This is a genomic window from Pseudomonas sp. DR48, assembly GCF_019823085.1.
Classification (GTDB): domain Bacteria; phylum Pseudomonadota; class Gammaproteobacteria; order Pseudomonadales; family Pseudomonadaceae; genus Aquipseudomonas.
In genome coordinates this window covers 880,001-903,497 of record NZ_CP081946.1, presented here as the reverse complement: position 1 = coordinate 903,497, position 23,497 = coordinate 880,001, and the positions used below count along the sequence as shown (strand labels likewise).

The window sequence follows — 23,497 nt, the reverse complement described above, 5'->3', positions numbered from 1 at the left end:
GATTCTCTCGACGGTCTCAGTTCACAGCGGACGTCGCTTCGACATGACGCGGCAAGGTCACCCGGATACGGGTGCCGCGTTGGCTTTGAACATCAGCCGGGCTGTCGATGGTGATTTGTCCATAATGCTCTTCAACGATGGAATAGACCAGTGCAAGGCCCAGACCGGTGCCTTCGCCAGGATCCTTGGTGGTGAAGAAAGGTTCGAACAATCGGTCCATGATGTTCTTCGGAATACCGCTGCCTTCGTCTTCCACGATCAAGTCGACCGTGTGTTCGCCGGCTTCACTCTTGACCCGCACCGCACTGCCGGGAGGCGAGGCGTCACGGGCGTTTGAGAGCAGATTGATCAGGACCTGGGCAAGTCGCTGCGGATCACCCTCGACCCAATGATCCGGGTCGCAGAGATTATAGAACTGCACTTCGAAATTGCGCCGGTTCAGGGCCAGCAAACCTATGGCGTCCTGAGCCACTTCGGCCAGACAGACGGGCTCGTCGCTGTGTTGATGACTGCCTGCGTGAGCGAAGCTCATCAATGACTGGACGATGCGCGAGACACGTTTGGTCTGCTCGAGAATCTGCCCGCTGATTTCCTTCAGCTCGCTATCGTCTTCGCGTTCTTCGCGCAGGTTCTGCGCCAGGCACGCAATGCCGGTGATCGGGTTACCGATTTCGTGGGCTACGCCGGCGGCGAGTCGGCCGATGCTGGCCAGACGCTCGGAATGCACCAGTTTGTCTTCGAGCATCTGGGTTTCGGTCAGGTCTTCCACCAGCAGCACCAGGCCACTGTTGCCCGGAGCGAGTGGTTCATCGATCGCCGCTTTGTGCAGGTTCAGCCAGCGCGTCTGGCCATCGAGCGCCAGGTGCTGTTTGTGCAAGTGCTCGTCCGGCAGATTGATGAAACCTTGCAACAGCTCCTTCCACGGATCGGCGATGGTGCTCAGGCGCGAACCGACCACTCGCTGCGCGGCAATTCCGGTCAGCTCCTCCATGGCTTTGTTCCACATGAGGATTTCCTGATCCTTGGCCAGCGAGCAGACGCCCATCGGCAATTCCTGCAAGGTCTGGCGGTGATAGCGGCGCAGGGCGTCGAGTTCGGCGGCAAGTCCCGTCAGGCGCGAGTGGTAATCCTCGAGGCGGCTTTCGATGAAGTGAATGTCTTCAGTGACGTAGTTTTCGCCACCGGCCTTATAAGGCAGGAAGGTTTCGACCATGTCTTGCGCCACGCTCGGGCCCATCAGGCCAGAAAGGTTGGCCTCGATACGGTCACGCAAACGGCGCAAGGCGTACGGCCGACGCTCGTCGAACGGCAGATAAAGATCGCGCAGCGCCTGTTCGACTTCTTTCTGTGCGGCTTTCGCGCCCAGTGGTTTGGCCAGTTGCGTCGCGAATTCCTGGGGCGAGGCGGCGTGCAGTTCGCGGCGTTGCGGGCGACGTACGTTGTCCACGGCGCAGGCTTCGGCGGCACTGGCTTCTTCGGGACTGGCATTGGTGAACAGCGAGATCAGGGTGAACATCAGCACGTTGGCAGCCAGCGATGCGATCGCCGCCATGTGCCAACTGGTATCGTCCAGCACGTAGATCATGTTCAGCAGCGGAATGTAGAAGCCCTGCAGGTTGCCGACCAGCGGCAACAGCATGGTCACTACCCACACCAGAATCCCCGCCAGCAAACCGGCAATGAAGCCGCGGCGATTGGCGGTTGGCCAATAGAGGACGGACAGCACGCCAGGCAAGAACTGCAGCGTCGCCACAAACGCGACGATGCCCAGGTTCGCCAGATCCTGTTCGGCGCCCAGCAGCAGGTAGAACCCGTAACCGGCCATGATGATCGCGACGATCAGCGCCCGGCGGGTCCACTTCAGCCAGCGATAGATGTTGCCTTCCGCCGGTGGCTGATAGAGCGGCAGCACCAGGTGGTTCAGTGCCATCCCGGACAGCGCCAGGGTGGTGACGATGATCAAACCACTGGCCGCCGACAATCCGCCGACATAAGCCAATAGCGCCAGCGCTTTGCTGTTGGCGGCGATGCCGATGCCGAGCGTGAAGTATTCGGGATTGGTGGTGGCGCCGAGTTTCAGGCCGGCCCATAGAATCAGCGGCACCGCCAGGCTCATCAACAGCAGGAACAGCGGCAAGCCCCAGCTCGCACTGACCAGCGAGCGCGGATTGAGGTTTTCAGTAAACGTCATGTGGTACATGTGCGGCATTACGATCGCCGAAGCGAAGAACACCAGCAGCAGCGTGCGCCACGGACCTTCTTGCAAAGGCGTGTGCAACGCAGCGAGGGCGGTCTGGTTTTGCAGCAGCCACAATTCCAGCTGTTGCGGGCCATCGAACACGCCATACAGGGCATACAGACCGACACCACCAATGGCGATCAGCTTGATCACCGACTCGAACGCAATCGCGAACACCAGGCCTTCATGCTTCTCGCGCGTGGCAATGTGGCGGGAGCCGAAGAAAATCGTGAACAGCGTAATCAGTGCGCAAAAGCTCAGGGCCACGCGATGCTGCACCGGTTCCCGAGTCAGGATGCCAATGGAGTCGGCCACTGCCTGAATCTGCAGCGCCAGCAACGGCAGCACCCCAATCAGCATGAAGATCGTGGTCAGCGCCCCGGCCCACGTGCTGCGAAAGCGGAACGCGAACAGGTCGGCCAGCGACGACAGTTGATAGGTGCGGGTGATTTTCAGAATCGGGTACAGCAACACTGGCGCCAGCAAAAATGCACCGGAGACACCCAGGTAGCTGGACAGAAAGCCGTAGCCGTACTGATAGGCCAGGCCCACCGTGCCATAAAATGCCCAGGCGCTTGCGTAAACGCCCAGCGACAAGGTGTACGTCAGCGGGTGGCGAATGATCGCCCGGGGGATCATGCCCCGTTCGCTGATCCAGGCAACGCCGAACAGCACCGCAAGGTACGCGGCGCTGATCAGGATCATCTGGGTCAGGCTAAAGCTCATCGGCATCTTTTTGGCTCTGCAGGATGAAGGTCACGACGATCAGAATCAGCCAGAGCAGATAGGGGCGATACCAGGCGCCAGTGGCGTCTATCCACCAATCCATGATGGCCGGGGAGAACAGATAAATCCCCACTACCAGGAGCAGGACCAAGCGATAGATGTACATCCCGGCCTCTCTTTTTTAGGCGCGTGCCCGAAAACGTGCGGCGATGGTAACGGATGGGTGCGCCACTGCAAGCGCGATCACTGCAATTGCGCCTCGGGCAGCGCCAGTGTGCGCGGGATTGACCGCGCATCCCAGTGGGCGATGCCCCAATTCAGCACTTCCCGTGGCGTGGCATATTCCAGTTCAGTGCCCGGCTTCTGGCCCAGCGCCCGCAGTGCCCGCAGGAGCAGCGGCGTGGCCTGATCCTCGGTCAATGGCGGCGAGCGGTAGGACTTGCCGAGTTTGTTGCCGTCGGGTTGAGTGATCAACGGGATATGCAGATAACGCGGTTGCGGCAGGCCGAGCAGTTCTTGCAGGTAAAGCTGGCGCGGGGTCGAGTCGAGCAAGTCGGCACCACGCACGATGTCGGTAATGCCTTGCCAGGCGTCGTCGAGCACCACCGCCAGTTGATAGGCGTAGAGGCCGTCGCGGCGACGGATCACGAAATCGCCGACGTCCCGGCCCAGGTGCTGGCGGAATTCGCCTTGCACCCGATCGATGAAGTGGTATTCCAGTTCAGGCACGCGCAAGCGAATCGCTGCGTCTTCGGTGCCATGCCCGGCATTGCGGCAAAACCCCGGATAAATGCCGTGATACGGCTCCAATTGTTTGCGCGAGCACGTGCAGGCGTACGCCAGGCCTTGATTGAACAGGCGATTGAGGACTTCGGCGTAGGCATCGTGCCGGTCACTCTGGCGAACCATCTCGCCGTCCCACTCGAACCCGTAGCTTTCCAGGGCTTTGAGGATAGCGGCCTGAGCACCGGGTTCTTCCCTTGGTGGATCGAGATCTTCCATGCGCATCAGCCAGCGACCTCCGACCGAGCGGGCGTCGAGGTACGAAGCCAGCGCTGCGACCAGCGAACCGAAATGCAGATGTCCACTGGGCGTGGGGGCGAAGCGGCCGATGTAAGTAGAGTCGGTGGCAGTCATGGGAAGATGCTACTTGTTGGGGCTAGCACGAACCCCCTGTGGGAGCGGGCTTGCTCGCGAAAGCGGGGTGTCCGTCAACAACCATGTTGAATGTCAGATCGCATTCGCGAGCAAGCCCGCTCCCACAGGGGGGAGCTGTCAGGGCAAATATCAGAAACAAAAACGGAGCGTTCGCACGCTCCGTTTTTCGTTCAAGTCGATGTTACTTGCCGACTTGCTTTTCCTTGATTTCCGCCAGGGTCTTGCAGTCAACGCACATGTCGGCGGTAGGGCGGGCTTCCAGTCGCTTGACGCCGATTTCGACGCCACAGGACTCGCACCAGCCATATTCTTCGTCTTCGATCAACTGAAGCGTCTTGTCGATCTTCTTGATCAGCTTACGCTCACGGTCGCGGGCGCGCAGCTCAAGGCTGAACTCTTCTTCCTGGCTGGCACGGTCTGCCGGGTCCGGGAAGTTGGCCGCTTCGTCTTTCATGTGATCAACCGTGCGGTCGACTTCCTGCATCAAGTCCTGTTTCCACTTGTTCAGGATCTTGGTGAAGTGAGCGCGCATGGGCTTGCCCATATACTCCTCGCCCTTCACTTCTTTGTAGGGTTCGAAGCCGCTGATCGACTGATTTTGTTGCTTTGCTTGGGTGGACATGAAATAGACCGCCTCTACTCTTGTAATCCATTGCGCAGGATTGCTCCATCACCGACACCTGCCGGCCCTGCGGCTGCAAGCGGGCGAACTTACCAGATCAAATCGGGGCGCGCTACTCCCGGATGTCGAGGTAATGGCCCCAGGGGCTTGCAAATGATTGCAAAGCCTTGTCTGGCGGCGTTGGAGACCTGATCAATTATTGATTTTAGTCAAACCTGGGGTACACGCTTGAGTCGTTTACGGCCAGGGGTATAAGCGCTCAGACCGCTTTAGGTTCTCGCTCGTTCCTGCGCTTGGGTAGAATCGATTCTTTTCCCCGTTGAGGAAGGCTAATGGCTCAGTCCTACAGTGCCCGCAGTCGCGCAATCGAACCTTTCCATGTCATGGCGCTGCTGGCGCGGGCCAATGAACTGCAAGCTGCTGGTCGCGATGTTATCCACCTGGAAATCGGCGAGCCGGACTTCACCACCGCCGAGCCGATCATCCAGGCCGGCCAGGCCGCGTTGACGGCGGGTAAGACCCGTTACACCGCCGCGCGCGGCATCCCCGAGTTGCGTGAAGCCATTTCGGGCTTCTATCAGCAGCGTTACGGGCTGAACATCGATCCGCAGCGAATCCTCATTACTCCGGGCGGTTCCGGCGCGTTGCTGCTGGCCAGCGCTTTGTTGGTGGATCCGGGCAAACACTGGTTGCTGGCGGATCCGGGTTATCCCTGCAACCGGCACTTCCTGCGGTTGGTCGAAGGCGCTGCGCAACTGGTGCCGGTCGGACCGGACGTGCGCTATCAGTTGACGCCGGACCTGGTGGCCCGCCACTGGGACCAGGACAGCGTCGGCGCCCTGGTGGCATCGCCGGCCAACCCGACGGGGACGATCCTGACCCGCGATGAGTTGGCGCGATTGTCAACGGCGATCAAGGAGCGTCACGGCCATCTGGTGGTGGACGAGATTTACCACGGCCTGACTTATGGCACTGATGCGGCCAGTGTGCTGGAAGTCGATGACAGCGCCTTCGTTCTGAATAGTTTTTCCAAATACTTCGGCATGACCGGATGGCGCCTGGGGTGGCTGGTTGCGCCGGAAGCGGCTGTCGGAGAGCTGGAAAAACTGGCACAGAATCTCTACATCAGTGCCCCGAGCATGGCCCAGCACGCGGCGCTGGCCTGCTTTGAGCCGGCGACCATCGCCATTCTGGAAGAGCGTCGCGCCGAATTCGGTCGTCGTCGCGATTTCCTGCTGCCCGCCCTGCGAGAACTGGGTTTTGGCATCGCCGTGGAACCGGAAGGTGCGTTCTACTTGTACGCCGATATCAGCAAATTCGGCGGCGATGCCTTCGCGTTTTGCCGGCATTTCCTCGAAACCGAGCACGTGGCATTTACCCCGGGCCTCGATTTCGGACGTTACCAGGCCGGGCATCATGTGCGTTTCGCCTATACCCAAAGCTTGCCACGCCTGCAGGAAGCGGTTGAACGGATCGCGCGCGGCTTGAAGAGCTGGCAAGGCTGATGCGTTTTCATCCTCCCCTTGAAGAAGGTCGCCTGATCCGCCGTTACAAGCGCTTCCTCGCCGATATCGAAACCATTGAAGGCGAGTTGTTGACCATTCATTGCCCAAATACCGGCTCGATGCTCAATTGCCAGGTCGAAGGCGGGCAGGTCTGGTTCAGTCGTTCCAATGACCCGAAGCGCAAACTGCCCGGTACCTGGGAAGTCGGCGAAACTCCGCAAGGCCGGCTGTTTTGTGTGAACACCGGGCGCGCCAACGGTTTGATCGAAGAGGCGTTGCGCGCGGGCGTCATTACCGAGCTGAACGGTTTTACCGGGCTCAAGCGCGAAGTGGCCTACGGACAGGAAAGCAGCCGCATTGATTTCCGCCTCGATTACCCGAGCGGGCCGGCGTACGTGGAAGTCAAAAGTGTCACGCTGGGCTTCGACGGTTCATTGGTGGCGGCGTTTCCCGATGCGGTTACACAGCGTGGTGCGAAACATTTGCGCGAACTGGCGCATCTGGCTCGGGACGGGATTCGTGCGGTGCAGTTGTATTGTGTGAACCTGACGGGAGTCGACGCTGTGCGTCCGGCAGAGGAGATCGACTCGGCCTACGCGGTGGCATTGCGCGAGGCGGTGGCCTGCGGTGTCGAGGTGCTCGCTTACGGCGTGCGTTTGACCCACGAAGAGATGGTGGTCGATCGGCGGCTGGACGTATTGCTCGGCGATTAAAGGTTGATCCAGATCCCTTGCGCGTCTTCGCGACAGGCAATGGCGGTCAGGGATTGTCCGGCGCACGGGCCGGCGACGCATTCGCCGTCTTCAATCAGAAACAGTGCGCCGTGGGTCGCGCACTGGATCAGGCTGTTGCTGGGGTCCAGGAACTGGTCGGCTTTCCATTCCAGCCCGACGCCCCGGTGTGGACAGCGATTGATGTAGACATACACTTGGCCGCCCCGGCGCACGGCAAACAGCTTCTGGCTATCGATGTCGAAACCGCGACTGCTGTTGTCGGGTAATTGCGCGCCGGTACAAAGAAACTTCATGTCTATCCTCAAATCCGCCGGCCCGTGACCGGAAATGTCTGGGCTGATGTTCAACTGCAATCAGTTATCAAAATTGCGCTTCGCCCGTTGGGTGCACGCGCCGGATGTCGAGGATACTTGGCCTGTCATCCCGGTGCCTGGGAAAACTTTAAAGGAAGCTGTCTATGCACCTGAACCCGGTCCTGTCTGCGACCTGCACGGTGAACGCCGGGAACGTCCTTGAGCTTGATCCGACGTGTGTGGCGGCCCAATGACCCTTCTGGTTAAGCCCCGTGCCTTGTTCGTTGGTTTGAGCCTGCTGTGTTTGCTGGCGATCTGGTTGTCGCTGGCGCTGGGCCCGCTGAGCCTGCCGTTGTTCGACACCTTGCGCGCGGCGTTGCGCATGATCGGCCTGCCGATAGCGCCTGACGGCCTGGAACAGGCGGAACTGATTGTTGGGCAAATTCGCCTGCCGCGGACCTTGCTGGGGCTGGCGGTGGGTGGCGTGCTGGCGCTGTCCGGCGTGGCGATGCAGGGATTGTTTCGAAACCCTTTGGCCGATCCGGGGTTGGTCGGTGTGTCCAGTGGCGCAGCATTGGGCGCGGCCATTGCGATTGTTGGTGGTTCGATGTTCGGCGGCCTGCCGGAGTCCTTCGGTCCTTATGTGTTGTCGGTGTGTGCGTTTCTCGGCGGGTTGGGTGTGACGGCGCTGGTGTATCGACTGGGTCGACGCAATGGCCAGACGAATGTCGCCACCATGCTGTTGGCGGGTATCGCGTTGACTGCCCTGGCCGGCTCGGCGGTCGGACTGTTTACCTATCTGGCCGACGACGCGACCTTGCGTACGTTGACGTTCTGGAATCTGGGCAGCCTCAACGGCGCCAGTTATTCGCGGCTTTGGCCATTGCTGTTGGTGACTGTCGGGGTGGCACTTTGGCTGCCGCGGCGGGCCAGCGCATTAAATGCTTTGCTGTTGGGCGAGTCGGAGGCTGGTCACCTGGGCATCGACGTCGAAGGGCTCAAGCGCGAGTTGGTGTTCTGTACTGCGTTAGGCGTCGGTGCGGCGGTGGCGGCTGCGGGGATGGTCGGATTTGTCGGCCTGGTGGTTCCGCATCTGGTGCGACTGCTGGCCGGTCCTGATCATCGGGTGTTGTTGCCGGCCTCAGTACTGGCGGGTGCCAGTCTTCTTCTGTTTGCCGATCTGGTCGCACGGCTTGCGCTGGCGCCGGCGGAACTGCCGATCGGGATTGTCACGGCCTTTATCGGTGCGCCGTTCTTTCTGTATTTATTGTTGAGGGGCCGCGCCTGATGTTGCGAACGCAGAGTCTGCAAATCCGTCGAGGCGGCAAAATCGTTCTGACAGGCATTACGCTTGAGCTCAAGCCGGGCGAAGTCCTTGGCGTGCTCGGGCCGAACGGTGCCGGCAAAAGCACCTTGCTCGGTGCCTTGTGTGGCGAGTTGAAGGCCGACCTCGGCAGCGTCTGGCTCGATGAACGGGAGTTGAGTCACTGGGGCGGGACGCAGCGTGCCCGGCGATTGGCCGTGTTGCCGCAGGTGTCGACCCTGGACTTTGCCTTTCGTGTCGAAGAAGTGGTCGGTATGGGGCGGTTGCCTCATCAAAGCGGGCAAGTCCGGGATGACGAAATCGTCGCCGCCGCGCTGCAGGCTGCCGATGCGGCGCACCTGAGGGGTCGAAATTATCTGGCCTTGTCCGGCGGCGAGCGTCAGCGGGTGCATCTGGCTCGGGTGCTGGCGCAGTTGTGGCCAGGTGAAGCCGGGCAGACGCTGCTGCTCGATGAGCCGACCTCGATGCTCGACCCGCTGCATCAGCACACCACGTTGCAAGCGGTACGTGAGTTTGCCGATCACGGCGCTGCGGTGCTGGTGATCCTGCATGATCTGAACCTGGCGGCGCGTTATTGTGATCGCTTGTTACTGCTCGAAGGCGGGCGGCCGGTGGCGCTCGATACGCCGCAGCAGGTGTTGCGACCCGAACCGCTCAAAGCCGTATTCGGTCTGGAGGTCTTGGTGCAGCAACACCCGGAGCGTGGGCATCCGCTGATCATCGCCCGCTGAACATTTGATCAAGGTGAGCACATGCGTGTGATTTTGCTACTGGCGTTGCTGGCCTTGAGTGGGTGTCAGCATCTCCCGAACCCGCCACCGGTCGCCGGTGAGATTCTCGACCTGAACAGCGGCCAGGTCCTGACGGCCCCTGAACTGATTACGCGGTTGGCCGGGGCCTCGCGGCTGATCGTCGGTGAGCAGCATGACAATCGTGATCATCATCAACTGCAGTTGTGGTTATTGCAGGCCTTGGGCGAGCGGCGTGCGCAAGGCAGTTTGCTGCTGGAAATGCTCACGCCGGATCAACAGTTGCGCGTCGATGATGTGCACCACGCCTCGACGTTGCCGGCGGATCTGCCCGGTGCATTAGCCTGGCAGCCGGGATGGGACTGGAGTCTCTATGGGCCCATCGTGCGTTTTGCGCTGACTCAGCCCTACCCATTGTTGGCGGCGAATCTGGACAATCTCGACGTCCGCGCCGTCTACGCCAATCCGCCGATTCTCAAAGGTGCGCGCTCCAATGCAGCGTCGGTCAAGACTGAGTTGCTGGCACAGATCAGCGATTCCCATTGCGGACTGCTGCCTGCCTCGCAAATGCCGGCGATGCTGGCGGTCCAGCAACAACGTGACCGGCGAATGGCCGAGCGCTTGCTCGCGGCTGCGACGCCTTCAATGCTGTTGGCCGGCGCCTATCACGCGCGCAAGGATGTTGGCGTGCCGATTCATGTGCTGGATCTGGGCGAGGCGCAAATGCCGACCGTTTTGTTGCTGGCAGAGCAGGGCGCCGAGGTGACATCGACCATGGCCGATTACGTGTGGTACACGCCTGTGGTCGCGCCAGCCCAGGATTACTGTGCGCAAATGCGTAAGCAGTTCAGCCAGTAATCCGACGACTTTTCCACAGGCAAAAAAAGACCCGGCAAGAGCCGGGTCAAATAACCGTGATTAGCCTGATGAGGAGATATCTGAGAGTCCGAACCAAGGGCTTTTCAAATATCGACCAGTCTCGCGACCAGTTGTGATAATCATAGCGATTCTCATTTGCGTGTCAATCGCTGTTTTTTGATTTCTATCAGTCTGTCGTTTTTCTCACTACTAAAGGCCTGTAATGACGAGGGTTTTCCCTCGTCAGAAATTTACCGGTTCAATTCTTGTGACGTGACGAGATGGCTTCCAGTTGTTTGTTCAAGGCGTCTTTGCGTTCGGCTGGAATGTCGTTCCAGTGCACGTCCATCAATGCGCCTTCGATCGCATACAACAACACCTTGGACGCTCGAAACCCGCGCGTGCGCACGGCCCGATAAGCATCCACCGCCCCCAGGCGACGCAAGTCCGATGCACTGTGGATGCCCACGGCATGCAGCCACTGCGCCGACGTCTTGCCAAGATTCTTCAGGTGTTGCAGTTCATCATTCATCAAGCCTCCTTGCGACGGCCGAACGGTGCGTGGGCGAGCTTCTCAGGAGTGTAGCCATCAGTAGGAAAAGCGTGATTGTTTGGTCGGTTTCGACGCAAAAGCTTCTAAGAGAAAGGCGCGATGCGTTGGGGGAAGTCTGCGGTTGCAGTAGGAGGAGGGGCGCGGGAGTTGTCTATTGCGGCAAAATACACAGCGTCCAGCGCAAAGCGGGGGCGCTGGACTTTCGGGCTGGAACGTCGTTTTTAGCGGGTACGGTAACGCAGGCGTGTACCGAAATTCATCGACATCAGGATCTCGTCAGCACTCAGTTCTGCCGGGAAATAAGCCCCAGAGATCTGTGCGTGGGCCAGGCTGGCGCCTTCCAGGCAAGAGTTGCGAAAGTCGATGCCGCGCAGATCGGCGGAGCGGAAATAGGCATCGGTAAAATCGACGCCGTCGGCATTCAGTTCGCGCAGGTCCAGACCGCGAAAGTCACCGCCGACCATGTCGACAGAGGCGTGGCTGGCACGTTCGGCATTGAAGCCGGTGATGTCGTCTTTGTGCAGCAAGGCATAAAGCGGGGTGTCGAGAAGTTTTGGCTGGCTCATGTCGCATCACCTGATGGTTTTATGACGCCAGTATAGTGCCACTATTTGACAGCCGTGAAGCCGGCAAAGGCTTCACGGCTGAAATAGTTTTTACAGCCCTGGCATGCGCTGACGGATTTGCGCCACGACGGTATCCAGGGTCCCGCTTTCGTTGGTCTGGATGCGTTTGCTGCACAGAATTTCTGCTGGCGTCAGTGGCTCACGATTCGCCTGCTGGGCTTCGATGACGGCCAGGTTGGCGTCGGACGGGTCCTTGTTGTCCGCCTGACGCAACGCCAGCCAGCCCTCGATGACCGCCTGTGGCGCATTGCAGTCGAGGATCAGGAACGGAGCACCGGTAGCCTCGGCAATTTTCGCCGCGCCGTCGCGCTGGTCGCGCTTGAGGTACGTTGCATCGATAACGACCGGAAAGCCGGCACGCAGGATAACGGCGGCAATCTCATGCAAACGGTTGTAAGTCGCGACGCTGGCGTCGGCACTATAAATGCCGGCCTGTGGATCGTTCGGTACGGTTTGCTCGCCGAACAGACGTTTGCGCTCGACATCCGAACGCAGGCGAATGGCGCCAAGCGCTTCTACCAGTCGCATGGCTACGCGGCTTTTGCCAACGGCCGACACACCGTGAGTAATGGCCAGGAAGCGCGAAGGAATGGTGCTGTAGCTTTCTGCCAGGTTGGCGTAGTTGCGGTATTGGCGCAGGGTGGTGGCGCGCTGCACCGGGTCGGCCTCGGCCGGCATGCTGAACAGGCTGACCTTGGCGCGAACCAGCGCGCGATAGGCTTTATAGAAGTTCAGCAGCTCAAGGCCCTGATAGTCGCCGGTCAATTCCAGGTACTGACTGATGAAACGACGCGCCAGGCTCTTGAGGCCACGGTCTTCCAGGTCCATTGCCAGGAAACCGGTGTCGGCATAAACATCGGTGAAGCGGAACGGTTCGTTGAACTCGATGCAGTCGAAGATCACGACCTTGCCATCGATCACGGTGGCATTACCCAAATGGATGTCGCCATGGCATTCGCGGATGAATCCGCCGGCCTTGCGCTGAGCGAACAGCGGCTTGAGGCGTTCGAAGCTGCTTTCGGCCCAGGCTTGCAGCGCATCGAGTTGCTGCAGGTCGGCCTTGTCGCTGAGGAACGGGCGGATCTGGTCGAAGTTCTGACGCACCGGCGCCATGACGCTGTCCGGGGTGCCTGCTTCGTGTTCGGCCGGGACTTTCGGTGCGCTGAGGTGAAACTGGGCAATCTGCTCAGCCATCTCGTCAATGTGCGCAGTGGTCAGTTCGCCGTTGGCTTGCAGGGTGCTGAGCAACTGGCTTTGTGGGAACTGGCGCATTTTCAGCGCGTAATCGACAACCGGCCCCTCACCGCCCAGTTGCGGTGCTTCGGCGCTGCCGGTGATCGGCAACACTTCCAGATACAAATCCTTGGTCAGGCGCTGGTTAAGGCGCAGCTCTTCACCGCAGAAATGCTTGCGGGCATCGAGGCTGGTGAAGTCAAGGAAACCGAAATTCACCGGCTTCTTCACTTTATAAGCAAAAGGGCCTGTCAAAATGACCCAGGAGATATGGGTCTCGATGACCTGGAACCCGTCTACCGGATGCGGGTAGAGGGCCGGGTTTTGCAGGGCGGCGATCAGGGACTGGCTCACAGGCGATCCTTCAGAGTCTGGGGAAAATTCACGGCCGCCATTATGGCCGCAAGTCCGCCTGACGCAAACCTCGGCGGGCTCCTGTTGAGTATCAATAAAGTGCGTATAATCCGCCGCCATGACTCGTACTCGATCCCCCCGCACTCCAAAAAAACCACCTTCCAAGGGCTTGAGCCCCTGGCTGGGCTGGGCCCTTAAACTCAGCCTGGTCGGCCTCGTTGTGCTCGCCGGGTTCGCGGTTTACCTCGATGCCGTGGTCCAGGAGAAGTTCTCCGGCAAACGGTGGACCATTCCGGCCAAGGTGTACGCGCGCCCGCTTGAACTGTTCACAGGCCAGAAGCTGAGCAAGGATGACTTCCTCACCGAGCTCGATGCATTGGGCTATCGACGTGAAAGCGTCAGCAATGGCCCCGGCGCTGCGGCGGTCAACGGCAACACCGTCGACTTGAATACCCGTGGTTTCCAGTTTTATGAAGGCCTGGAGAAACCTCAGCCGGTGCGTGTGCGGTTTTCCGGCGATTATGTAGCCGAACTTTCGGCGACCAACGGTTCGAAGCTGTCCGTGGTGCGCCTGGAGCCGCTGCTGATCGGTGGGATTTACCCAAAAAACCTCGAAGATCGCATTCTGATCAAAATCGATCAGGTCCCGCCGTATCTGCTGGAAACCCTGGTGGCCGTGGAAGACCGGGATTTCTATAGCCACTGGGGCGTGTCGCCGAAGTCGATTGCCCGGGCAGTCTGGGTCAATACCTCTGGCGGCAAGATGACCCAGGGCGGCAGTACCCTGACGCAACAGTTGGTGAAGAACTTCTACCTCACCAGCGAGCGCAGCCTGACCCGTAAACTCACCGAAGCCATGATGGCGATGCTGCTTGAGTTGCATTACGACAAAAAGGAAATTCTCGAGGCGTACCTCAACGAAGTGTTCGTCGGTCAAGACGGTCAGCGTGCGGTGCACGGTTTTGGTTTGGCCAGCCAGTTCTTCTTCGGCCAGCCATTGTCCGAGCTGAAACTGCATCAAGTCGCATTGCTGGTGGGGATGGTCAAGGGGCCGTCCTATTACAACCCGCGTCGCAATCCGGAGCGGGCGCTGGAGCGGCGCAATCTGGTGCTTGATGTCCTGGAGCAACAAGGCGTCGCCACTGCCGAGCAAGTCGCCGCTGCGAAGAACATGCCACTGGGCGTGACGACTCGCGGCAAACTGGCGGACAGCTCTTTCCCGGGTTTCCTCGATCTGGTCAAGCGTCAGCTGCGCGAAGACTATCGCGACGAAGACTTGACCGGAGAAGGCATGCGGATTTTCACCAGTTTCGATCCGATCCTGCAGATGAAAGCCGAAGCCTCGGTCAATGACACTTTTAAACGCCTGGCTGGGCGCAAAGGCTCGGATGACGTCGAAGCGGCGATGGTCGTGACCAACCCGGAAACCGGTGAAGTCCAGGCCATGATCGGCAGTCGTCAGGCCAGTTTTGCCGGTTTCAACCGCGCGCTGGATGCGGTGCGGCCAATCGGTTCCTTGATCAAGCCTGCGGTTTATCTGACTGCCCTGGAAAAGCCGAGCCAGTACACGTTGACCAGTTGGCTGTCGGACGACTCCTTCTCGGTCAAAGGCGCGGACGGCCAGGTCTGGAAACCCCAGAACTACGATCGCCGCTCCCACGGGACTGTGTTCCTCTATCAAGGTCTGGCGCATTCCTACAACCTGTCGACCGCGCGTCTCGGGTTGGCGATGGGCGTACCGAATGTCCTCAAGACCCTGGCGCGTCTTGGGGTGAGTCGCGAGTTCCCGGCGTTCCCTTCGATGTTGCTGGGGGCTGGCGGTCTGACGCCGATGGAAGTGGCAACCATGTACCAGACGCTGGCCAACGGTGGCTTCAATACACCGATGCGCGGGATTCGTAGCGTTCTGACTGCCGAAGGCGAACCGCTCAAGCGCTATCCGTTCCAGATTGAACAGCGTTTCGATCCGGGCTCCATCTTCCTGATTCAGAACGCCATGCAACGGGTCATGCGTGAAGGCACCGGCAGCTCGGTTTATAACGTCTTGCCGAAAACCCTGACCCTGGCCGGCAAGACCGGTACCAGTAATGACTCGCGAGACAGCTGGTTTGCAGGTTTCAGTCAGGACTTGCTGGCGGTGGTCTGGCTGGGTCGCGATGACAATGGCAAGACGCCGTTCACCGGTGCCACCGGTGCTTTGCAGGTCTGGACCAGTTTCATGCGCAAGGCCGATCCATTGCCGCTGGACATGCCGCAACCGGACAACGTTGTTCAGGCCTGGGTCGATTCGCGTACAGGGCAAGGCTCCGATGCCAACTGCCCAGGCGCGGTGCAGATGCCGTATATTCGCGGCAGTGAACCGCCACCCGGCGCCGCTTGCGGTGGCGAAAGCCCTGCTTCCGGCGAGACGGTGATGGATTGGGTCAAGGGCTGGATGAACTAAGCAAAGAGGATTTCAAGTGAACAAGTGGTTGATTCCAGCGGTAACCGCCGTGGCTTTGCTCAGCGGTTGCTCCACCGTACAGCGCGGTTCGATTCCGGTTGTGGATTCCGGCAGCGCTGTTTCGAATAGCGAGCGGATTCAGGCGAATGGCGGCTTCCGCCAAACGACAGTGAAGCGTCCTGTGCAAGCCCAGCCTCAGGCAATTCCGCAAGGCGATACCGGTGTGGTGGTGATGGTTCCTGGAGGTGGAGCGGTGACGTCCGCACCGATCAGCACTGCGCCGATCACGCCGGGTCCGATTGATACCTCGCCGGTGCAGTCGGCGCCAATCAATCAGGGCAGCTACAGCATGCCGTCGACGCCGAGCGGAATTCCTTCGGCCAGTACCGGCGGTGGCTTGTCTGCCGATGAACAACTGGACGGTCCAGTACTGGCATTGTTGACCACCGCTCAACAGCAACAGGCCAGCGGTGACCTCAATGGTGCTTCGTCCAGTCTTGAGCGCGCCCAGCGTGTCGCGCCGCGCGAGCCGCAAGTGCTTTATCGCCTGGCTCAGGTGCGCATGGCTCAAGGCGATGCGCCGCAGGCTGAACAATTCGCCCGTCGTGGTCTGACGTTCGCCAATGGTCGTCCTGCGCTTCAGGCTAGCCTGTGGGAATTGATCGCCCAGGCGCGTGAGAAGCAGGGTGATTCCGCAGGTGCGGCACAGGCCCGTCAGAAGGCCAAGGTTACGTCGTGATGGATGCACGCTTCCCGAAGATTGCCGAGCAGCTATTGCTGATCGAGCGTGAACTGCGAATTCAGGGATGGTGGGACGAGGTTTCGCCCTCCGCTGAAGCGTTGTCCAGTGTCGAGCCGTTTTCGGTCGATACGCTGGATTTCGAGCAGTGGCTGCAATGGATCTTCCTGCCGCGCATGAAGGCCATCCTTGAGCAGGATCTGCCGTTGCCCAACGCATCGGGGATTCAGGAGATGGCTGAAATGGTCTTCGCCGCACGCAATGTCCAAGGCAAGGATCGGCAGTTGCAGGTCTTGCTCAAAGAGTTCGATCTGCTGATTACCGCCTCCCGCTGATGCCCGATCCTTTGTAGGAACTGGCGAGAGAAACGAGGCTGCGATCTTTTGACTTTGTTTTTTAAAAGACGAGATCAAAAGATCGCAGCCTCGTTTCACTCGACAGCTCCTACAGGGATTTACTGGCAGTTTTTCTCGATCTGTTTTTGTGCCTCGGAAATTCGTTCCTGACGCTGCTCGTCATTGAGGCGACGCATCTCGCCGTCAACTTCTTCACGCACCCGCGGATTGTTCTGCAATTGAGCCAGGTTCGTTCGCGCCTGATTGCAGAATACCTTTAGCTGGGCTTGCTGCTCGGCGACTTGTTTTTTTACTGTCTTGTCGATGGCCTGTTGATCGCCGATTGCGGTGCTGCGCGACGGCGTGACCGATTTGCCGGCAGGCGAGGAGGGCGTCACCACGGTGGTGGCCTCCTGTCCTTGGGGCGGTTGTGCGTCAAAGTGAGTAACGCCCTGGGCGTCGACCCATTTGTAGATCTGTCCTGCCATACACAAAGGGCTGATCAGCAGACTGACCATAATGAACGTTCGCATGCCATTTCCTTGCCAGAGTTGCGCAATTGAAGCTAACACAGTTGCTGTTTAGCGGTTTTTTCTTGCTTTCTCATGTGCTTACTTCAATAAAGCACATAGACGACTTGACTTGCAGGGGACGAAACAGAAGAATCCAAAGTCCGCTGTAGAGGGACTGCCAGAAGCAGACCCACTCAGCAGATCATGAGGCGCACATCCGCGCCGACCTGTTACACCCGCAACGCGTTACCTCGCGCTGGGTGGGAAAGGCCCGCAACACTTGGGACGATCCCAATACTTGCTCAGTCAGTGCTGACGTAGTCGGCGACCACCGTCGCTCATGCTCTGCTGAGAAGTAAACCTATTAGACCCGTCCCTTCTTATGTGGGCGGTATTCTGGCGTTTTAGAGGTGGACAACGTGGAGCTTTTATCTGGCGGTGAGATGATCGTCCGCTTTTTGCGTGACGAAGGCGTCAAGTATATCTATGGGTACCCGGGTGGTGCCGCATTGCATATCTATGACGCGCTGTTCAAAGAACCAGCTGTTCAACATATTCTCGTTCGTCATGAGCAGGCTGCCACTCACATGGCCGACGGCTATGCGCGTGCTACCGGCAAGGCTGGCGTCGTTCTGGTGACTTCGGGTCCTGGCGCGACTAACGTCATTACCGGTATTGCCACGGCGTACATGGACTCCATCCCGATGGTGATCCTGACCGCCCAGGTACCTAGCATGATGGTCGGTACCGATGCGTTCCAGGAAACCGACATGATCGGTATCTCCCGGCCAATCGTGAAACACAGTTTCATGATCAAGCATGCTTCGGAAATCCCTGAAGTCATGAAGAAGGCCTTCTACCTGGCGCAATCCGGTCGTCCTGGTCCTGTCGTTGTCGACATTCCGAAAGACATGACCAACCCGGCCGAGAAGTTCGAATACATTTTCCCGAAAAAAGCCAAGCTGCGTTCCTACAGCCCGGCGGTTCGTGGCCATTCGGGCCAGATCCGCAAAGCCGTGGAAATGCTGTTGGCGGCCAAGCGGCCGATCATCTATGCCGGCGGCGGCGTCATCCTGGGTAACGGCTCCGCGCCGTTGACCGAGTTGGCGCAACTGCTGAACGCACCGGTTACCAATACCTTGATGGGCCTGGGCGCCTATCCGGGCAGCGACCGTCAGTTCCTCGGCATGCTCGGTATGCACGGCAGCTATACCGCCAACCTGGCGATGCACCATGCGGACGTGATCCTGGCTGTCGGTGCGCGTTTCGATGACCGTGTTATCAACGGTGCGTCGAAGTTCTGCCCGAGCGCCAAGATCATCCACATCGACATCGACCCGGCTTCGATCTCCAAGACCATCAAGGCCGACGTTCCGATCGTAGGCCCGGTGGAAAGCGTGCTGACTGAAATGGTCGCTACCTTCAAGGAAATCGGCGAGACACCTAACAAGGAGTCGGTTGCTGCGTGGTGGAAGCAAGTTGAAGAGTGGCGCGGTGATCGCGACATGTTCCCTTACAATAAGGGTGACGGCAGCATCATCAAGCCGCAGACCGTGATTGAAACCCTCCACGAAGTGACCAAGGGCGATGCCTATATCACTTCGGACGTGGGTCAACATCAAATGTTCGCGGCGCAGTACTACCGCTTTAACAAGCCAAACCGCTGGATCAACTCGGGTGGCCTGGGCACGATGGGCTTCGGTTTTCCGGCCGCGATGGGCGTGAAACTGAACTTCCCGGACGCTGATGTGGCGTGTGTGACCGGTGAAGGCAGTATCCAGATGAACATCCAGGAGCTGTCGACCTGCTTGCAGCATGACCTGCCGGTGAAGATCGTTCTGCTTAACAACGGTGTACTCGGCATGGTTCGTCAGTGGCAGGACATGAGCTACGGCGCGCGTCACTCGCACTCCTACATGGAATCGTTGCCCGACTTCGTCAAGCTGGCTGAAGCCTACGGTCACGTCGGCATGCGCATCACGGATTTGAAAGATCTGAAGCCGATGATGGAGCAAGCGTTCGCCATGAAGGATCGCCTGGTGTTCATCGACATCAAGGTCGACGCTGGCGAGCACGTCTACCCGATGCAGATCAAAGACGGCTCCATGCGCGATATGTGGCTGAGCAAGACGGAGCGTACTTAATCATGCGGCACATTATTTCCTTGCTTCTGGAAAACGAACCTGGCGCTCTGTCTCGTGTAGTCGGCCTGTTCTCGCAGCGCAACTACAACATCGAAAGCCTGACCGTGGCACCCACCGAAGACCCGACCCTGTCGCGTCTGACGTTAACCACGGTGGGTCACGATGAAGTCATCGAGCAGATCACCAAGAACCTGAACAAGTTGATCGAAGTGGTCAAACTGGTCGACCTGTCGGAGAGTGCTCACATCGAGCGCGAACTGATGCTGGTCAAGGTCAAGGCCACCGGCGCCCAGCGCGCCGAGATCAAGCGCACCACCGATATTTATCGTGGGCAGATCGTTGATGTCAGCGCTAGCGTGTATACCGTTCAATTGACCGGTACTAGCGACAAGCTCGACAGCTTCATTCAGTCCATTGGCACCGCCTCGATTCTGGAAACCGTCCGCAGCGGTGTAACCGGTATTGCCCGCGGCGACAAAGTACTCAGCATCTAAACCAAATTAGCGAATGGCCTGAACGGCCTGGATATATAGGGGAATTTCATGAAAGTTTATTACGACAAAGACTGTGACCTGTCGATCATCCAGGGCAAGAAAGTTGCCATCATCGGTTACGGTTCCCAGGGCCACGCTCAAGCGTGCAACCTGAAAGATTCCGGCGTTGACGTTACTGTTGGTCTGCGTAAAGGTTCGGCCACTGTTGCCAAGGCCGAAGCTCACGGCCTGAAAGTGACCGACGTTGCTTCCGCCGTTGCTGCTGCCGACCTGGTCATGATCCTGACCCCGGACGAATTCCAGTCGGCCCTGTACAAGAACGAAATCGAGCCGAACATCAAGAAAGGCGCCACCCTGGCCTTCTCCCACGGCTTCGCGATCCACTACAACCAGGTTGTTCCGCGCGCCGACCTCGACGTGATCATGATCGCGCCGAAAGCCCCGGGTCACACCGTGCGTTCCGAGTTCGTCAAAGGCGGCGGTATTCCTGACCTGATCGCTATCTACCAGGATGCTTCCGGCAACGCCAAAAACGTTGCACTGTCCTACGCCGCTGGCGTCGGTGGCGGTCGTACCGGCATCATCGAAACCACCTTCAAGGACGAGACTGAAACCGACCTGTTCGGCGAACAAGCCGTTCTGTGCGGCGGTACCGTTGAACTGGTCAAGGCCGGTTTCGAAACCCTGGTTGAAGCTGGCTACGCGCCGGAAATGGCCTACTTCGAATGCCTGCACGAACTGAAGTTGATCGTTGACCTCATGTACGAAGGCGGTATCGCCAACATGAACTACTCGATCTCCAACAACGCTGAATACGGCGAGTACGTGACCGGTCCGGAAGTGATCAACGCCGAGTCCCGTCAGGCCATGCGCAACGCCCTGAAACGTATTCAGGACGGCGAATACGCCAAGATGTTCATCAGCGAAGGCGCAACCGGCTATCCTTCGATGACCGCCAAGCGTCGTAACAACGCCGCTCACGGTATCGAGATCATCGGCGAGCAACTGCGCTCCATGATGCCGTGGATCGGTGCCAACAAGATCGTCGACAAAGCTAAAAACTAAGTCGCGCACTTGTACAAAAAAACGCGGCTTAGGCCGCGTTTTTTCGTTTGGGCGGTCGGTTCTGGTATAAAGCTGCATCGTTTGCGGCCGAACCGTCGTCCCAGACACCTGTCGAAACTTTCCACCCCGTTGCAAGGTAATGTCCATGAGCGAACGTCCCGAAGAGCCAAACCAGGCTTCTGACGCCGAAAGCCTGCTGCCCATCGATGAGCACATCGAGGAAGGGCATGACGCTGAAGGTCGTAAAGTCCGGCATCGTGGTATCTATCTTCTGCCGAATCTGTTCACCACTGCGAACCTGTTCGCAGGGTTTTATTCCATCATCAACTCAATGAGCGCCCAGAGCGCCCTGAGTGCAGGTGATTCAATAGGCGCAAGCAAGTATTTCGCTTTTGCCGCGATCGCGATTTTTGTCGCCATGGTGCTCGACGGCCTGGACGGTCGAGTCGCCCGCATGACCAACACCCAAAGTGCATTCGGCGCCGAGTACGATTCGCTGTCGGATATGGTCGCCTTTGGTGTCGCGCCGGCGTTGCTGGCATTTGGCTGGGCCCTGGGTGACATGGGCAAGGTCGGCTGGATGGTTGCCTTCATCTATGTTGCTGGCGCCGCGCTACGACTGGCGCGGTTCAACACGCAAGTTGGCACGGCTGATAAACGCTACTTCATCGGTCTGGCCAGTCCGGCTGCTGCAGGTGTCGTTGCCGGGATTGTCTGGGCATTCAGCGATTACGGGATCCAGGGCTCCAAGATGTCATTCCTGGTTGCGTTGATGGTCGCGGCTGCGGGCATGTTGATGGTCAGCAACATCAAGTACAACAGCTTCAAGGAGCTGGACTTGAAGGGGCGTGTTCCCTTTGTCGCGATCCTGGCGGTGGTTCTGGTGTTTGCCGTGGTGTTCAGTGATCCTCCGCGTATTTTGCTGCTGGTTTTCCTTGCTTACGCGGCTTCTGGCCCGGTGCAGTACCTGTTGCATCTTCGTCGCCACAAAAACGCCGAGTGATGTAATTTCGCTCATACTCCGCAGTCTATTGGTGCATCTGTCCTCCAATGCTGCGGAGTTGCCATGCTGATCAAAGTCCCCAAAGCGTCTGACTGCCATGAGTCGGACGTCACGCCTGAATCGTTCTATCTCTCCCGACGTAGCCTGCTGGGCGCAACCGTTGCCGGTTTGGCTGTGAGCAGTCTGCCGCGTTGGGCCAGTGCCGACGATGCTGCTCGTTATGCCGATGTCGAACCTGGCAAGGCGCCTTCCTGGTTTGCCGAAAAGCTTCCTTCTACCAAGTGGGGGGCGGTCAACGTCAAGGATGAGGCGATCACGCCCTTCAAGGACGCAACCCACTACAACAACTTCTATGAGTTCGGTACCGATAAAGGTGATCCGGCGGCCAATGCGGGCGCGCTGAAGACCGAGCCGTGGAGTGTGGTGGTGGACGGGGAGGTGGGTAAGCCGGGCCGGTATGCGCTGGAAGACTTTATGAAGCCTTATCAATTGGAGGAACGGATCTATCGTCTGCGTTGTGTTGAAGCCTGGTCGATGGTCATTCCCTGGATTGGTTTCCCCATCTCTGCATTGCTCAAGGAAGTTGAGCCAACGTCGAAGGCGAAATTCGTCCGATTCGAAACGCTGCAGGATCCGAAAAGCATGCCTGGACAGCGTTCTGGCTTTGCCTTGATCGACTGGCCCTATATAGAAGGGCTGCGACTGGATGAGGCAATGAACCCGCTGGCGATTCTGGCGGTAGGTATGTATGGGCGTGAACTGCCGAATCAGAACGGAGCGCCGCTGCGTTTGGTCGTGCCCTGGAAGTACGGCTTCAAGAGCATCAAGTCCATTGTGCGGATCAGTCTGGTCAGCGAGCAGCCAAAAACTACCTGGCAGAGCATTGCCGCCGATGAATATGGTTTCTACGCGAACGTGAATCCCACGGTCGATCACCCACGCTGGACGCAAGCTCGCGAGCGTCGTTTGCCGAGCGGCTTGTTCAAGCCAAATGTGCGGGATACCCAGATGTTCAATGGCTACTCCGATGAAGTCGCTTCTCTCTACGCAGGGCTCGATCTGCGGAAGAATTACTGATGCGTTTTCCCTTTTGGCGAATTGGCGTCTTTATAGCTGCCGCGGTATGGCCGCTGCTTTGGTTGTATCAGGCCTGGGAAGACGTATTGGGGCCTGATCCTGGCAAAGTGCTGGTGGATCGGCTGGGGCTGGGGACGCTTATCCTGCTTCTTATTACTTTAAGCATGACGCCATTACAGAAGCTCACCGGATGGTCGGGCTGGATTGCCGTCCGCAGGCAGCTCGGGTTGTGGTGCTTCGCCTATGTGGTTCTGCATCTGAGCGGCTATACGGCGTTCATTCTTGGATTTGACTGGTCGCAGCTGGGCGTCGAGTTGCGCAAGCGACCGTATATTATTGTCGGGACGCTGGGCTTTTTGTGTTTATTGGCGTTGGCGGTGACTTCCAATCGCTATAGTCAGCGGCGACTGGGTATTCGCTGGAAGAAACTGCATCGGCTTGTTTATGTCGTTCTCGGGCTTGGACTGCTGCATATGTTGTGGATCGTGCGTGCCGATCTAAAGGAATGGTCCATCTATGCAGCGATAGGGGCGTTGCTATTAGCATTGCGAATCCCTGCTGTGATGCGTCGAATTCCGCGTTTGGTAGCTAAAAAGACCTCTTCTGCAAGAAAAGCATAAATAGGTGTTGACGGCAGATTCCAGAAGTCTATAATTCGCCCCACTTCCGGCGCGGTCGAAACGGAAAACTCCTTGGTAAACAAAGAGTTAC

At 58.7% G+C, this 23,497-nt stretch carries 23 protein-coding genes; 14 read left to right on the top strand and 9 right to left on the bottom strand.

The features are described 5' to 3' along the window. Positions 1-16: 16 nt before the first annotated feature. The 4 genes from K5K95_RS04115 to dksA all read right to left on the bottom strand — a co-directional run bounded on the left by K5K95_RS04115 (position 17) and on the right by dksA (position 4,745). A complete protein-coding gene (locus tag K5K95_RS04115) occupies positions 17-2,971 on the bottom strand; it encodes a sensor histidine kinase (protein WP_167360475.1) in 2,955 nt (984 codons plus the stop codon). Then, positions 2,955-3,131, bottom strand: a complete 177-nt coding sequence (locus tag K5K95_RS04110; protein ID WP_003176118.1) for a hypothetical protein — start codon at positions 3,129-3,131, stop codon at positions 2,955-2,957. Before K5K95_RS04110 ends, K5K95_RS04115 begins: the two co-directional genes overlap by 17 nt. A gap of 77 nt (positions 3,132-3,208) precedes the next feature. Then, positions 3,209-4,102: a tRNA glutamyl-Q(34) synthetase GluQRS gene (gene gluQRS / locus K5K95_RS04105; RefSeq protein WP_222588472.1), complete on the bottom strand. Its 894-nt coding sequence runs from the start codon at positions 4,100-4,102 to the stop codon at positions 3,209-3,211. A 202-nt stretch (positions 4,103-4,304) separates the two neighbouring features. Beyond that, positions 4,305-4,745 carry an RNA polymerase-binding protein DksA gene (gene dksA / locus K5K95_RS04100; RefSeq protein WP_090179905.1) on the bottom strand — a complete coding sequence of 147 codons (441 nt, stop codon included), beginning with the start codon at positions 4,743-4,745 and terminating at the stop codon, positions 4,305-4,307. Positions 4,746-5,077: 332 nt separating this feature from the next. Here dksA and K5K95_RS04095 point away from each other — a divergent pair, with 332 nt between their 5' ends. Further along, on the top strand, positions 5,078-6,250 hold the full coding sequence (locus K5K95_RS04095; protein WP_222588471.1) for a pyridoxal phosphate-dependent aminotransferase: 1,173 nt from the start codon (positions 5,078-5,080) through the stop codon (positions 6,248-6,250). Next, positions 6,250-6,963, top strand: coding sequence for a DNA/RNA nuclease SfsA (gene sfsA, locus K5K95_RS04090; RefSeq protein WP_222588470.1), 714 nt, complete (start codon positions 6,250-6,252; stop codon positions 6,961-6,963). Before K5K95_RS04095 ends, sfsA begins: the two co-directional genes overlap by 1 nt. On the opposite strand, the gene K5K95_RS04085 is transcribed toward sfsA, so the two are convergent. Next, entirely contained in the window at positions 6,960-7,277 is a 318-nt protein-coding gene (locus K5K95_RS04085) for a Rieske (2Fe-2S) protein (protein WP_222588469.1), read from the bottom strand. The two genes, sfsA and K5K95_RS04085, sit on opposite strands and share 4 nt — an antisense overlap. Positions 7,278-7,581: 304 nt before the next feature. Between K5K95_RS04085 and K5K95_RS04080 the strand changes: the two genes are divergently transcribed. From K5K95_RS04080 to K5K95_RS04070, 3 genes are read left to right on the top strand one after another with little or no spacing between them, the layout of a single operon-like run. Continuing rightward, positions 7,582-8,565, top strand: coding sequence for a FecCD family ABC transporter permease (locus K5K95_RS04080; RefSeq protein ID WP_222590287.1), 984 nt, complete (start codon positions 7,582-7,584; stop codon positions 8,563-8,565). Further along, entirely contained in the window at positions 8,565-9,332 is a 768-nt protein-coding gene (locus tag K5K95_RS04075) for a heme ABC transporter ATP-binding protein (RefSeq protein ID WP_222588468.1), read from the top strand. Before K5K95_RS04080 ends, K5K95_RS04075 begins: the two co-directional genes overlap by 1 nt. Before the next feature lie 21 nt (positions 9,333-9,353). Next, positions 9,354-10,208 (top strand): ChaN family lipoprotein, encoded by an 855-nt coding sequence (locus K5K95_RS04070; protein WP_222588467.1) that lies wholly within the window; start codon positions 9,354-9,356, stop codon positions 10,206-10,208. Positions 10,209-10,467: 259 nt separating this feature from the next. Here the strand turns inward: K5K95_RS04070 and K5K95_RS04065 are convergent, their stop codons facing one another. The 3 genes from K5K95_RS04065 to K5K95_RS04055 form a co-directional block, all read right to left on the bottom strand. Further along, positions 10,468-10,740, bottom strand: a complete 273-nt coding sequence (locus K5K95_RS04065) for a TfoX/Sxy family protein (protein ID WP_003228231.1) — start codon at positions 10,738-10,740, stop codon at positions 10,468-10,470. Positions 10,741-10,982: 242 nt separating this feature from the next. After that, positions 10,983-11,327: a pentapeptide repeat-containing protein gene (locus K5K95_RS04060; RefSeq protein WP_222588466.1), complete on the bottom strand. Its 345-nt coding sequence runs from the start codon at positions 11,325-11,327 to the stop codon at positions 10,983-10,985. A gap of 90 nt (positions 11,328-11,417) precedes the next feature. Next, the gene (locus K5K95_RS04055; protein WP_222588465.1) at positions 11,418-12,974 is read right to left on the bottom strand and encodes an AAA family ATPase; all 1,557 of its coding nucleotides are present in this window, start codon (positions 12,972-12,974) and stop codon (positions 11,418-11,420) included. A gap of 118 nt (positions 12,975-13,092) precedes the next feature. Here K5K95_RS04055 and mrcB point away from each other — a divergent pair, with 118 nt between their 5' ends. The 3 genes from mrcB to K5K95_RS04040 are packed head-to-tail and all read left to right on the top strand — an operon-like array spanning position 13,093 to position 16,491. Then, entirely contained in the window at positions 13,093-15,417 is a 2,325-nt protein-coding gene (gene mrcB, locus K5K95_RS04050; RefSeq protein ID WP_222588464.1) for a penicillin-binding protein 1B, read from the top strand. Positions 15,418-15,433: 16 nt separating this feature from the next. Further along, entirely contained in the window at positions 15,434-16,156 is a 723-nt protein-coding gene (locus K5K95_RS04045) for a tetratricopeptide repeat protein (protein ID WP_222588463.1), read from the top strand. Continuing rightward, positions 16,156-16,491 carry a YqcC family protein gene (locus K5K95_RS04040; RefSeq protein ID WP_149418325.1) on the top strand — a complete coding sequence of 112 codons (336 nt, stop codon included), beginning with the start codon at positions 16,156-16,158 and terminating at the stop codon, positions 16,489-16,491. Before K5K95_RS04045 ends, K5K95_RS04040 begins: the two co-directional genes overlap by 1 nt. A gap of 119 nt (positions 16,492-16,610) precedes the next feature. Here K5K95_RS04040 and K5K95_RS04035 read toward each other — a convergent pair whose 3' ends face one another. Next, complete coding sequence (locus K5K95_RS04035; protein ID WP_222588462.1) at positions 16,611-17,024, bottom strand: DUF4124 domain-containing protein; 414 nt, start codon at positions 17,022-17,024, stop codon at positions 16,611-16,613. A 398-nt stretch (positions 17,025-17,422) separates the two neighbouring features. Between K5K95_RS04035 and K5K95_RS04030 the strand changes: the two genes are divergently transcribed. From K5K95_RS04030 to msrQ, 6 genes are all read left to right on the top strand, one after another. After that, a complete protein-coding gene (locus tag K5K95_RS04030; protein WP_222588461.1) occupies positions 17,423-19,147 on the top strand; it encodes an acetolactate synthase 3 large subunit in 1,725 nt (574 codons plus the stop codon). Between the two features lie 2 nt (positions 19,148-19,149). Then, positions 19,150-19,641, top strand: a complete 492-nt coding sequence (gene ilvN, locus K5K95_RS04025; protein ID WP_003176102.1) for an acetolactate synthase small subunit — start codon at positions 19,150-19,152, stop codon at positions 19,639-19,641. 48 nt (positions 19,642-19,689) lie between these two features. Continuing rightward, on the top strand, positions 19,690-20,706 hold the full coding sequence (ilvC, locus tag K5K95_RS04020) for a ketol-acid reductoisomerase (protein WP_003212125.1): 1,017 nt from the start codon (positions 19,690-19,692) through the stop codon (positions 20,704-20,706). Positions 20,707-20,851: 145 nt separating this feature from the next. Beyond that, complete coding sequence (pssA, locus tag K5K95_RS04015; protein ID WP_222588460.1) at positions 20,852-21,709, top strand: CDP-diacylglycerol--serine O-phosphatidyltransferase; 858 nt, start codon at positions 20,852-20,854, stop codon at positions 21,707-21,709. Positions 21,710-21,772: 63 nt separating this feature from the next. Next, a complete protein-coding gene (msrP, locus tag K5K95_RS04010) occupies positions 21,773-22,786 on the top strand; it encodes a protein-methionine-sulfoxide reductase catalytic subunit MsrP (protein ID WP_222588459.1) in 1,014 nt (337 codons plus the stop codon). Then, entirely contained in the window at positions 22,786-23,406 is a 621-nt protein-coding gene (msrQ, locus tag K5K95_RS04005; protein ID WP_222588458.1) for a protein-methionine-sulfoxide reductase heme-binding subunit MsrQ, read from the top strand. The genes msrP and msrQ overlap by 1 nt, the downstream gene beginning before the upstream one ends. The last annotated feature ends 91 nt before the right edge of the window (positions 23,407-23,497 follow it).

Excerpts from the sequence above, each read along its gene's own strand:
- ilvC (WP_003212125.1), top strand. The coding sequence starts at position 19,690 with ATGAAAGTTTATTACGACAAAGACTGTGACCTGTCGATCATCCAGGGC.
- K5K95_RS04035 (WP_222588462.1), bottom strand. The coding sequence starts at position 17,024 with ATGCGAACGTTCATTATGGTCAGTCTGCTGATCAGCCCTTTGTGTATG.
- dksA (WP_090179905.1), bottom strand. The coding sequence starts at position 4,745 with ATGTCCACCCAAGCAAAGCAACAAAATCAGTCGATCAGCGGCTTCGAA.
- K5K95_RS04075 (WP_222588468.1), top strand. The coding sequence starts at position 8,565 with ATGTTGCGAACGCAGAGTCTGCAAATCCGTCGAGGCGGCAAAATCGTT.
- sfsA (WP_222588470.1), top strand. The coding sequence starts at position 6,250 with ATGCGTTTTCATCCTCCCCTTGAAGAAGGTCGCCTGATCCGCCGTTAC.
- K5K95_RS04070 (WP_222588467.1), top strand. The coding sequence starts at position 9,354 with ATGCGTGTGATTTTGCTACTGGCGTTGCTGGCCTTGAGTGGGTGTCAG.
- K5K95_RS04095 (WP_222588471.1), top strand. The coding sequence starts at position 5,078 with ATGGCTCAGTCCTACAGTGCCCGCAGTCGCGCAATCGAACCTTTCCAT.
- ilvN (WP_003176102.1), top strand. The coding sequence starts at position 19,150 with ATGCGGCACATTATTTCCTTGCTTCTGGAAAACGAACCTGGCGCTCTG.
- pssA (WP_222588460.1), top strand. The coding sequence starts at position 20,852 with ATGAGCGAACGTCCCGAAGAGCCAAACCAGGCTTCTGACGCCGAAAGC.
- K5K95_RS04040 (WP_149418325.1), top strand. The coding sequence starts at position 16,156 with ATGGATGCACGCTTCCCGAAGATTGCCGAGCAGCTATTGCTGATCGAG.
- msrQ (WP_222588458.1), top strand. The coding sequence starts at position 22,786 with ATGCGTTTTCCCTTTTGGCGAATTGGCGTCTTTATAGCTGCCGCGGTA.
- K5K95_RS04060 (WP_222588466.1), bottom strand. The coding sequence starts at position 11,327 with ATGAGCCAGCCAAAACTTCTCGACACCCCGCTTTATGCCTTGCTGCAC.
- msrP (WP_222588459.1), top strand. The coding sequence starts at position 21,773 with ATGCTGATCAAAGTCCCCAAAGCGTCTGACTGCCATGAGTCGGACGTC.
- K5K95_RS04115 (WP_167360475.1), bottom strand. The coding sequence starts at position 2,971 with ATGCCGATGAGCTTTAGCCTGACCCAGATGATCCTGATCAGCGCCGCG.
- K5K95_RS04085 (WP_222588469.1), bottom strand. The coding sequence starts at position 7,277 with ATGAAGTTTCTTTGTACCGGCGCGCAATTACCCGACAACAGCAGTCGC.
- K5K95_RS04065 (WP_003228231.1), bottom strand. The coding sequence starts at position 10,740 with ATGAATGATGAACTGCAACACCTGAAGAATCTTGGCAAGACGTCGGCG.
- mrcB (WP_222588464.1), top strand. The coding sequence starts at position 13,093 with ATGACTCGTACTCGATCCCCCCGCACTCCAAAAAAACCACCTTCCAAG.
- gluQRS (WP_222588472.1), bottom strand. The coding sequence starts at position 4,102 with ATGACTGCCACCGACTCTACTTACATCGGCCGCTTCGCCCCCACGCCC.
- K5K95_RS04110 (WP_003176118.1), bottom strand. The coding sequence starts at position 3,131 with ATGTACATCTATCGCTTGGTCCTGCTCCTGGTAGTGGGGATTTATCTG.